Genomic DNA, 11138 nt, shown 5'->3' with positions numbered 1-11138 from the left:
CCTGACTAAATCCCTACCTTTGCCCGTCTTTATTATGTCAGACCTCCTCCCACAGATCGATACGCAGCGGCTGCCACACCACATCGGTGTGATCATGGACGGCAACGGACGCTGGGCCACCGGACAGGGCAAGCCCCGCGTGTTCGGCCACCACAGTGCCGTGGAGTCTGTACGGGCCACCGTAGAATCCTGTGCGGAACTGGGCGTGGGCTACCTGACGCTGTACGCCTTCAGTACCGAAAACTGGGACCGGCCCGAGCTGGAAGTAGGCGCGCTCATGCAACTACTGGTAGATACCATCGGCAGTGAAATGAAGATGATGCTCGACAACGGCATCCGCCTGGCCACGATCGGCGACACGGCCGGTCTGCCCCAGGCCACCCGCGAAGCCCTGCAGCTCGGTATCGAGCAGACCAGCAGTGGTGACGGTATGACGCTCATTCTGGCCCTCAACTACAGCGGCAAGTGGGACATCGCCCGCGCCGTACGCCGACTGGGGCAGGAGGTAGCGGCCGGACGGCTCGACGCCGACACCCTCGACGAGGCGGACCTGAGTACCCGGCTGAGCACCCACGCCTACCCCGATCCGGAGCTCATCATCCGTACCAGCGGCGAGCACCGGCTGAGCAACTTTTTTCTCTGGCAGGCGGCCTACGCCGAATTTTACTTTAGCCCCGTGCTCTGGCCGGAGTTCCGCAAAGACGACCTGTACGCCGCCGTGATCGACTTTCAGCAGCGCGAGCGGCGCTTTGGCAAAACCAGCGAACAACTCAAGCAGGCGACCAACCCCTGAGCCTTCGTTCCTATCCTTACCCCCGACGGCCGGCCCACCCGCCGCCAAATTGAAGCTAGTATGCGTAACATCCTTTTGTGTCTCGGTTGCCTCGTTCTCTTCGGCTCCCCCATGGTACTGCACGCGCAGACCGATTCCCTGGAGCTCCCCGTGTTCGACTACTCCGAACCCCAGGAATACGAGATCGGCGGTATCAAGATCGAAGGCGCTTTTTTTGCGGAAGAAAACGCGATCATCGGGGTCACCGGCCTAAGCGTAGGACAGGAGGTCCGTATCCCCGGTCCGGATATTCCCCGCGCCATCAAGAATCTGTGGCGGCTACGGCTATTCACCAACGTGAGTATCGAGGAAGAAAAGACCATCGGTGACGTGATCTTCCTGATCGTACGGGTCGAAGAACGCCCGCGCTTCCTGAAGCACACCTTCACCGGGGCCAAGCAGAGCCGCCACGACGACCTGGATGAGGAAGTGAATAAGTACATCGTCCGCGGCGGTATCGTCACCGAAGACGCCAAAGTCAACGCCGCCGAAGCCATCCGGGGCTACTACATCGAAAAGGGCTACCTGGATGCCACCGTCTCGGTAGAGGAAGTACAGGACACCAGCCGGGCCAACTCCGTGCGCCTGATCTTCGACATCGACCGCAACGACCGGGTCAAGATCGCCGACATCAATTTCTCCGGCAACACGGCGGTGAAGGACAAGAAGCTCAAAAAACAGATGAAGGAGACCAACGAGAAGCGCAAGCTGCTCAAGGGATCCAAGTTCCAGCCCACCGAGTTCGAGAACGACAAGGAGGCCGTCGTAGCTTACTATAATACCCTGGGCTACCGCGACGCGCGGGTGCTCAGCGACAGCATCTCCCGCAATGCGAAGGGCGAACTGGTCATCGACATCAAGCTCAATGAGGGCAACCAGTACTACTTCCGCGACATCAGCTGGCGGGGCAACTCGATCTACGACGACGCCACCCTGGCCCAGGTACTCGGTATCGAAAAGGGGGATGTGTACAACGAAGAAGAACTACAGACCCGGCTGAGCTTCAGTCAGGACAACGCCGACGTCTCCTCCCTGTACATGGACAACGGCTACCTGTTCTTCAACGTCGACCCCATCGAGGTAGCCATCGAGGGCGACTCCATCGATCTGGAGATGCGCATCTTCGAGGGTCCGCAGGCAACGATCGATAAGGTGGTCATCAACGGCAACGACCGGACGCACGAGCACGTGATCCGCCGCGAGGTCTTCACCCGGCCCGGACAGAAGTTCAGTCGCTCCGACATCATCCGCTCCCAGCGGCAGATCATCGGCCTGGGCTACTTCAACCAGGAAACCCTCGGCATCGAGACCCCGGTCAATCCGGATCGCGGTACGGTAGACATCATCTACACCGTCGAGGAGAAGCCCAGCGATCAGCTGGAACTCAGCGCCGGCTGGGGTGGTAACCGGGGCGTCATCGGTACGCTCGGGGTGACCTTCAATAACTTCAGCCTGCGCAACCTATTCAACCGCGAAGCCTGGCACCCCCTGCCGCAGGGCGATGGACAGCGCCTCTCGCTGCGCGCCCAGACCAACGGCCGTTTCTATCAGAGCTACAACGCCAGTATCACCGAGCCCTGGCTGGGCGGTAAACGGCCAACCTCGCTGTCGGTATCGGCCTTCTACAACAAGTACGACTTCGGCACGAGTCAGCTGGCCCGTAAGCTGATCATTCAGCAGGCCTCCGTGAGCCTGGGTACCCGCCTGCGCTGGCCGGACGATAATTTCGTCTTCCGCACCGGCCTCAACCTACAGACCCTTACGCTGGACAACTGGAGCGAGCTCTTCACTACGGACGAGAACGAGGTAGTACGCACCGGCAACTACAACAACTTCAGCTTCCAGTTCTCGCTGTCGCGCAATACGGCCACCGACCCGATCTTTCCCAAGCAGGGCTCCAACATCGAGCTCTCGCTACAGGCTACCCCACCCTACCGTAGCCTGGGTATCCGGAACAATCCCGAGAACCTGGAGACCGTAGAGGAGCGCTTCCGCTACGTCGAGTACCACAAGTGGCGGTTCAATGCCGAATGGTATACGCCGGTCGTCGGTAAGCTCGTACTCAAGACGCAGGCCAAGCTCGGCTACGTAGGCAGTTACGACGATGCGGTAGGCGTGAGTCCCTTCGAGCGCTTCCAGCTCGGCGGTGACGGCGTCAATAACCAGCAATTCGCCTTCGCCGGTGTAGATATTATCAGCCTGCGCGGCTACGAGATCGAAGACCTGGCCAACAACTTCGTCTTCGACCCCGTCACCCGCAGCAACCGCAAGATCGCCACCCCCATCTTCAGTAAGTACACGGTGGAGCTGCGTTACCCGCTCTCCCTCAACCCCTCCAGTACCATCTTCGTCCTTGCCTTCGCCCAGGGCGGCAATGCCTGGCGCACCGCCCGCGACTTCAATCCCTTCGACCTCAAGCGCAGTGTCGGACTCGGTGCCCGCGTCTTCCTCCCCATGTTCGGTACCCTCGGCTTCGACTGGGGCTACGGCTTCGACAAATCCAGGCTCGACCCACAGACGGGAGACGACAATAAGCTGAGCACGTTTAATATTATTCTTGGCTTTGAGCCTGAGTAGGGTGCCTTTGGCGGGTTAGACCCCTTTGGGGGGTAGACCACTTCGTGGAGTAGACCGCTTCGCGGGTAGACCGTCTACTCCGCGAAGCGGTCTACCGAGCCGATAGGCGGTCTACCCGCGATAGCGGTCTCAAACCCGAAGGGTTTGCTACAACGTTCCCCGCAACGCCTGCTCCCGCTCGATGGCCTCGAACAGTGCCTTGAAGTTGCCCTTGCCGAAGCTGGTAGCCCCCTTGCGCTGGATGATCTCGTAGAAGACCGTAGGCCGGCTGCCGATGGGGCGGGTAAAAATCTGGAGGAGGTAGCCCTCGTCGTCGCGATCGACCAGGATGCCGAGTTCGCGCAGGGGCTCGATGGCTTCGTCGATCTGGCCGACGCGGTCCAGGAGATCATCGTAGTAGGTGACGGGTACGCGGAGGAACTCGATGCCGCGGGCGCGCAGGGCGGTGACCGTCTGGACGATATCGTCCGTAGCTACGGCGATATGCTGAATGCCGGGTCCGCCGTGAAACTCGAGGTACTCCTCGATCTGGGATTTTTTCAGGCCGGGGGCCGGCTCGTTGATGGGAAACTTGATGCGGCCGTTGCCGTTCGACATCACCTTACTCATCAGGGCGGTGAATTTGGTACTGATGTCCTTATCGTCGAAGCTGACTAACTGCCGGAAGCCCAGCACGTCAGCGTACCACTGTACCCAGCGGTTCATTTGTCCCTCCGCTACATTGGCCACCATGTGATCGATGAACTTGAGGCCGACGGGCTCGGTGCGGTAGCTCGGCTCCCAGGCTACGAATCCGGGCAGGAATACCCCGTCATAGTTACTGCGCTCGACGAAGACGTGTACAACGTCCCCGTAGCTCTTCACGGCCGAGCGGATGGTGGTACCCTGCTCGTCCGATTCCGTCATGGGTGCGAAGTGAGCAGTAGCTCCCCGTGCCACGGCGGTCTCGTAAGCGGCCGTAGCATCGTCGACCCACAGGGCCACGGTGCGCACCGTATCGCCGTGCTGGTCGATGAGCTTACCGATATCCGTACCGGGTACCAGTGGACTGGTCAGTACCAGCCGGATCTTATCCTGCACCAGCACGTACGACTCCCGATCCCGCAGTCCCGTAGAAAGGCCCGCATACGCCAGTGGCTGAAAGCCCATAGCCGTCTGGTAAAACAGGGCGGACTGTCGTGCATTACCAACCAACATTTCCATGTAGTCGGTCCCGTTAATGGGAAACGCATCGGTATTTTCAACAGCAGTAGGTGCGGGAGCGGTACGGGTCATGATTGTTTATTATTGTTCTGACAACTATAAGAACCACAAAGATAGGTCCAAAAGCCATACATTCAACCCCTCACCCCCCCAGCGGTTTCCTCACCAGCCCCATATACCCACAAAGCACCCCACCGAGCCGAAGGCGAGTCTACCCCGCGCAGCGGTCTACCCCCGAAGGGGTCTAACAAGCCGAAGGCGATCTAACGAGCCGACAGGCGATCTACCCAGCCGAAGGCGATCCACCCGCGCAGCGGCCTAATGAGCGAAGCGAACCATGCTACTAAAAACCCGCGCCATCATCTTTCGGTCCACCAAGTACGGCGACTCCTCCCTCATCATGGAAGCCTACACCGAAGAGCGCGGTATCCGCAAGTACATCGTCAGCGGAGTGCGTAAGGCCCGCAGCAGCACGCCGGCCAGCAAGCTGCAGCTGATGAACCTAGTGGACCTGATCGCCTACGAGCGGCCCGGCAAGGACCTCACCCGTATCAAGGAGGTGCAGCCCGCCTTCATCTACACCCGTATTCCCTTCGAGGTGGAGCGCGGCACCATCGGCCTGTTCATGCTCGAGGTGGCGCGCAATAGTATCCGGGAATCCGAAGAGAACCCCTCGTTGTTTCACTTTCTTTATGAGTCCTTCGCCTTTCTGGACAGCACCGCCGGACCGATCAACAACATCCATCTCCACTTCCTGCTGGAACTGACGGCTCACCTCGGCTTTCTGCCCTCGGGCGATCACTCGCCGGCCACGCCTCTCTTCGATCTGCGGGAGGGACAGTTCATCGGCGGCTTTCCCGGTCATACCGAGTACCTCGATCCGCACCGCGCCGGACTCATGTACCGGCTGCTACACGCCGACCGGCAAGCGCTCGCCGATATTCGGCTCAGTAGGGAGGAACGCTCGGGTCTGCTCACCGATCTACTGCGCTACTACCGCTACCACATCGAGGGCATGCGCGAGATCAATTCACTGGATATCCTGCGCACCGTCATGGCCAAGTAGCCAGTCGGGGCCCTGTACGCCTACACTCCCCCCCGGTGCGCGACGCCCCGCCCTTACCTTCGCCTTCATGAGATCCCGTACCCGCTACCTCACCGCCGCCGGTCTGTTTCTTGCCGCTGCCGGTGTCGCCGTGGTGATGTACCAGCGCAGTGCAGCAGAGGAATTATGGGGGCACCTTCCCCTGGCCCTTTACCTATTCAGTTGGGGAGGCGTGGTGGCGCTCTGTCTGGCAAAGGCCGGCCGCGCTACCTACCACCGCTTCCTGCTTTCTACCGCCAGCGGACTACTGCTAGGCCTAGGCTTCCCCGGCTACCTGCCCGTGCCGTTCCTGCTGCTCGTGGCGTGGGTGCCCTTGCTGTTGCTCCAGCAGAAGACGCGGAGTACCCGGACCGTCTTCTGGCACGGCTTCAACACCTTCCTGCTCTACAATATCCTGGCCACCTTCTGGGTCACCAACACGGCATTTGCGGCCGGCCTATTTGCCGTGGTGGTCAACACGGGCCTGATGTGCGTGCCCTGGCTGGCCTTTCACTGGACGAGCCAGGTCTCGCCGCGCGTAGCCTACCTGTCCCTGGTCGCCTTCTGGCTCAGCTTCGAGCACTTCCACTACAACTGGTCGCTCAACTGGCCCTGGCTTACGCTCGGTAACGGCTTTGCCCAGTATCCCTCGCTGGTGCAGTGGTACGAAGTGACCGGCGTGCTCGGAGGCAGTGCCTGGATCCTGCTGGTCAACTACCTCCTGCTCAAGTGGTACCTCTCCCCCACCCCCCGCCGGGTGCCGCTAGCCCTTATCGCCAGCGTGCTGCTTCCGCAGACCGGCTCATTGATCCGCTACGCTACCTACACCCCACCCCCCGGTGAGGTCATCGCCGTCAGCGCCATCCAGCCGAATCTGGAACCCCACTTCGAGAAATTTTCCAGCGACCCACAGCGGCAGTTGGAGCTGTTTGCTTCCCTGAGCCAGCAGGCGCTACGGGCACAGGACGGACCGGTAGACTACCTGCTGTTTCCAGAGACCAGCTTTGGTGGACTGGATGAATCCCGGCTCAGCACCGCACCGGCGTTTCGCGCCCTGCTGGATGTGCTGCCGGACGATAAGTTGCGCTACCTGATCAGTGGGTATCAGGGCTACTACCGTTTCGGACCCGACGAGCCGGTGACCGATGCGGTGCGCTACGTACCTACGTCCGACGGCAGCCAGGTAGCTCTGGAGCGCCTCAACGCCGCCGTGCAGCTGGACACCCGCAGTCAGGACTACCAGAGCTACCGCAAGGGCGTATTCGTGCCCGGAGCCGAAAGCTTTCCCTTCCGCAAGGTGCTGTTCTTTCTGGAGCCGCTGGTGAATAGTCTGGGGGGTACGGTAGCCGGTACCGGCACGCAGACCCTGCGCACGCCCTTCGTCGGGGAGCGCGCCCGCGTGGCGCCGGTGATCTGCTACGAAAGTGTGTTTGGCGAGTACTTCACGGGCTACGTGCGCGAGGGGGCGCAGGCGGCCTTTGTACTAACCAACGACGGCTGGTGGGACAATACCGCCGGCCACCGCCAGCACCTCTACTTCAGTAGCCTGCGGGCCATCGAGACACGGCGGGCCGTCGTCCGCTCCGCCAATATGGGGGCCTGCGCCTTCATCGATCAGCGGGGCCACATCGCTAGCCGCACCCACTATGATCAGCGCGGCTACCTGAACGGCACGATCCAACTCAACGACGCCATCACCCCCTACGTGCGCTTCGGCGACATCCCCGCCCGCGTGGCTATGCTCCTTGCCGCTATGGCGTTGCTCTCCAACCTCGCCCACACGCTACGCCGACGCAGCGGTTCGTTGGATCCCCACTAAGCCCGTCCCATGCGCTGCCTGCTATTGCTATTTCTATACTGCCTCAGCTCCCCCGGGGCACGGGCGCAGGTGCAGGAGTCGGTGGCAGAAAAGACCCTTAGGGCCGACTGGACACTCATTCCCTCCGGCAGCGATTTCACCTTCACCGACCGCCTGCCCAAATCCTTCGCAGACTCCGCCGCCGTGCGCCGTTTCCTGACCACCTGGCGCGACCGCCAGCGGGAATCAGCCTACTGGGAAGCCTCGGTAGATAGTGTCGTACGCAGCGGACCCAGTGCACTCACCGCCTACCTGCATCGGGGCCCATCCTACGCCTGGTCGGAGCTGACGCTACCCGACGATCCCCTGATCGAGCGGTGGGCCCGGCGCAGTGGGTACCGACAGCGGCGCTTTGCGGGGGGGCGCCCCCTGAGCCCGGCCGCCTGGGCGACGGTGCGCGATAGCCTGGTGTCACGGGCGGCGGCAGGCGGTTACCCCTTCGCTTCGGTAGCACTGACCGACATTGAATGGGTAGCGCCGGGCCAGCTGGCGGCCAGGGTGGACGTGCGGACCGGTCCGCTAATCCGCGTCGGCGAGGTGAGCGTGCCGGAGGAAGTGCGGGTGCGCAACATCTTTCTGGAGCGCTACCTGGGCCTGGTCGCCGGCGAGGTATACTCCCAGCGGCGGGTGCGCAGGCTGCAGGAGCGGATCGCGCAGTTGCCCTACCTGACCATGCGAGGTGCACCGGCGGTGAGCTTTCGCGACAGTCTGGCGTACATCGACCTGCCCCTGAGCCGGCGGCCCGCCAGTCGGTTCGATTTCGTGATCGGGGTGCTGCCCAATAGTCAGGCCACGGGTAAGCTGCTCATTACCGGCGAGCTGAACGGAGAATTATACAACGGCTTCGGGCAGGGCGAGCGGATCGCCGTCCGCTTCGAGCAGCTGCGGCCGCAGACGCAGGAGCTGCAACTGGCCCTGGACTACCCCTTCGTGTTCGGACTCCCCTTCGGATTCGAAGGGGAGTTGGAGCTGTACCGGCGGGACACCTCCTTTCTGAACCTGAGCTGGCACCTGGCCGGCACCTACATCCGCGAGGGCAACGACCGGCTGTCGGCCTTCTGGGAGCAGCGCAGTACCATTGTGCCCGGGCTGGATAGTACTCGCCTGGTGAACGGACAACTGCCCGACACCCTCGGAGTGAGCCGCTCGTTCTTCGGCCTGCAGCTCCGGCGTACGCGTACGGACCGGCGCTTCAGTCCCCGCAATGGTTATACCGTAGATATAAGCGGTGCGGCCGGATTCCGACGCCTGCGCAACATCGACTTTACTGGCGAGGCGGCCGATAGCCTGAAGCGGCGCAGTACCCAGTTCCAAGTAGGGGCAGCGCTGGATTTTTACGTGGAGCCCCTCGTAGGCACGGTCCTCTACCTCGGTCTGCGCGCCCGCGCCTTGCTAACGGACCGCGAGGTGCTCGCCAACGAACAGTTTCGCATCGGCGGCGCGCGGCTGCTGCGGGGCTTCGATGAGCAGCGCTTCTTCGCTACGGACTATCAGGTACTGACGGCCGAGTTTCGGCTGCTGCTGGGCGAGCGTGCCTTCCTATACACCTTCGTCGATGCCGCCCGGCTCAATCAGCGCAGCAGCAACCGCCCGGACCTACCGATCGACTACCCCATCGGTCTGGGCGCGGGGGTGAACTTCGAGACGCGGGCCGGGATCTTCGGGCTCAGTCTGGCCGTGGGCCGGCGTACGGATGAGCCGTTCGATTTAGGGGCACCTAAGGTGCATTTGGGGTACGTGAGTGTGTTTTAGCCTAGTGACTAGAAAGTCACGACCAGGGGCAGGCGCGCCTGCGGCGTCTGGGCCTTAGACAGATCGCGGAGCAACTCGAAGTGTTGGTACTGCTTGGTGCCGATCTGGCTCCGGACCAGTTGGTTCATGACTTTATCATCGTCATCAGCTCCGATGAGTTCTTCAATGAAGCGCTCCAACGGGGGCTTGAGGCGGGGGTAGTGACCGATGGCAAAGTCGTCTCCGAGATCAGCCATGCGGGCGGCGGAGGCTACGGCGGCATCCAGTCCACCGAAGTGGTCGATCAGGCCGATCTCCATGGCGCGGTCACCGGAGTACACGCGGCCACCGGCGATCTCGCGCACGCGCTCGATAGGTAGCTTGCGACCGTCGGCTACGCGGTCCAAAAAGGTGGCGTAGATGCCCTGGGTGCGCTGGGTGAGCAGTTGTTTTTCATCCTCGCCCATCTCGCGGAACGGGCTGAAGGCGTTGGCGTTGGCGGCGGTATTGACGGTGTCGAAGGAGATACCGATCTTGTCTTCCATCAGTTCGCGGATGATGGGGAAGGTCAGGAACACCCCGATGGAGCCGGTGATGGTGGTAGGCTCGGCGTAGATGCTATCGGCGGCCGCGGCGATGTAGTAGCCTCCGCTGGCGGCATAGTCGCCCATGCTCACGACGACGGGCTTACCCGTTTCCTTAAGCTTCTCGATGGCGTACCAGATGTTTTCGGAGCTACTGGCACTGCCGCCGCCGCTGTTGACGCGCAGCACGACGGCCTTGACGTTGTCGTCTTCGGCAAGCTTCTCGATCTCATTGACGTACTTCTTGTCGCCGATGCTGCCGAGGTCGCCGGAACCATCGACGATACCTCCTTCGGCGATGAGTACAGCCACCTGGTTATCTCCACCGTTCAGTCGCTCCATGCGGGCGGAGAAGTAGCGAGCGATGTCGATGGTGTTGAGCTTCTCGTCTTGTTCGAGGCCGACCTTGTCGTGGAGTAGGCGGTCTAGCTCGGTGCGGCGCAGGATACCGTCGATGAGCCCGGCGTCGACGGCTTCCTGATCGCGCCAGCCGGTCATATTGGAGGCGGCCTGGCGGAGGCGGCTTTCGGATACGTTGCGGGAAGTGCTCAGGTCGGTGAGCATGACGCCGAAGAGGTCTTCCAGAAATTCCTTGGTCTGCTCCCGATTCTCGGGGCTGATCTCGGTGCGGCGGAGGGGCTCGGTAGCGCTCTTGTAATCACCAGCATAGAAGATCTCGAACTTGATGCCCGCCTGGTCGAGGGCATTCTTCAGGAAGGGGATGTCGGCACCCAGTCCGCGGAAGTCGACGACGCCGAGGGGGCCTACGTATACTTCATCCGCCACGCTGCCGAGGTAGTAGGCACTCTGGTCGTAGTAGGGGGAGTAGGACACGACGAACTTGCCGGCGGCGCGAAACTCAGCGATCGCCTCGCGCAGGGTACGCAGGCTGGTAAAGGGCACTCCGGTGATGCCATCGTTGAGGTAGATGCCCTTGATGTCATCGTCCTCGGCGGCGTGGCGTACGGCGCGGACCACGTCATGTAGTCCGGGAGGTTGATCTTTTCCGAAGGATTCAAACGACTCGAAGGGGTTACTGACCGGCGTATTACCGGTAAGTTCGGGAAGTCCCTGCAGATCGAAGGTGAGGATCGAATTCGCGGTGACCTCCGGTTTGTCTTCCCCGGAAGCAGCCAGACCTCCGATCACGGAAAAGCCGATGATCATGAGTACGGCGAGGGCCAGCAGGGTACCCAGGCAAGATCCCAGGAGAAGTTTGACAAAGTTAGGCATGCTACGGAGTTTCAGATGATAGCGGAGCGCAAAGAA

At 61.6% G+C, this 11138-nt stretch carries 7 protein-coding genes; 5 read left to right on the top strand and 2 right to left on the bottom strand.

Annotated elements, in window-relative coordinates:
• The first annotated feature begins 34 nt into the window (after positions 1 to 34).
• On the top strand, positions 35 to 793 hold the full coding sequence (locus MJQ68_RS01635; RefSeq protein ID WP_238749231.1) for an isoprenyl transferase: 759 nt from the start codon (positions 35 to 37) through the stop codon (positions 791 to 793).
• Positions 794 to 853: 60 nt separating this feature from the next.
• Positions 854 to 3409, top strand: coding sequence for an outer membrane protein assembly factor BamA (gene bamA / locus MJQ68_RS01630; RefSeq protein WP_238749230.1), 2556 nt, complete (start codon positions 854 to 856; stop codon positions 3407 to 3409).
• Positions 3410 to 3556: 147 nt separating this feature from the next.
• Here the strand turns inward: bamA and hppD are convergent, their stop codons facing one another.
• Positions 3557 to 4684 (bottom strand): 4-hydroxyphenylpyruvate dioxygenase, encoded by a 1128-nt coding sequence (gene hppD, locus MJQ68_RS01625; protein WP_238749229.1) that lies wholly within the window; start codon positions 4682 to 4684, stop codon positions 3557 to 3559.
• Between the two features lie 265 nt (positions 4685 to 4949).
• Between hppD and recO the strand changes: the two genes are divergently transcribed.
• The 3 genes from recO (at position 4950) to MJQ68_RS01610 (ending at position 9306) form a co-directional block, all read left to right on the top strand.
• On the top strand, positions 4950 to 5678 hold the full coding sequence (gene recO, locus MJQ68_RS01620; protein WP_238749228.1) for a DNA repair protein RecO: 729 nt from the start codon (positions 4950 to 4952) through the stop codon (positions 5676 to 5678).
• Positions 5679 to 5745: 67 nt separating this feature from the next.
• Entirely contained in the window at positions 5746 to 7515 is a 1770-nt protein-coding gene (lnt, locus tag MJQ68_RS01615) for an apolipoprotein N-acyltransferase (RefSeq protein WP_238749227.1), read from the top strand.
• A gap of 9 nt (positions 7516 to 7524) precedes the next feature.
• Positions 7525 to 9306, top strand: coding sequence for a BamA/TamA family outer membrane protein (locus MJQ68_RS01610; protein ID WP_238749226.1), 1782 nt, complete (start codon positions 7525 to 7527; stop codon positions 9304 to 9306).
• 8 nt (positions 9307 to 9314) lie between these two features.
• On the opposite strand, the gene sppA is transcribed toward MJQ68_RS01610, so the two are convergent.
• Positions 9315 to 11102 (bottom strand): signal peptide peptidase SppA, encoded by a 1788-nt coding sequence (gene sppA / locus MJQ68_RS01605; protein ID WP_238749225.1) that lies wholly within the window; start codon positions 11100 to 11102, stop codon positions 9315 to 9317.
• Positions 11103 to 11138: the final 36 nt, after the last annotated feature.

The sequence above is a fragment of the Neolewinella maritima genome, from assembly GCF_923081025.1.
GTDB lineage: Bacteria > Bacteroidota > Bacteroidia > Chitinophagales > Saprospiraceae > Neolewinella > Neolewinella maritima.
Note: the sequence above shows the minus strand (reverse complement) of the source record. Positions and strands in the feature narration are given on the sequence as shown.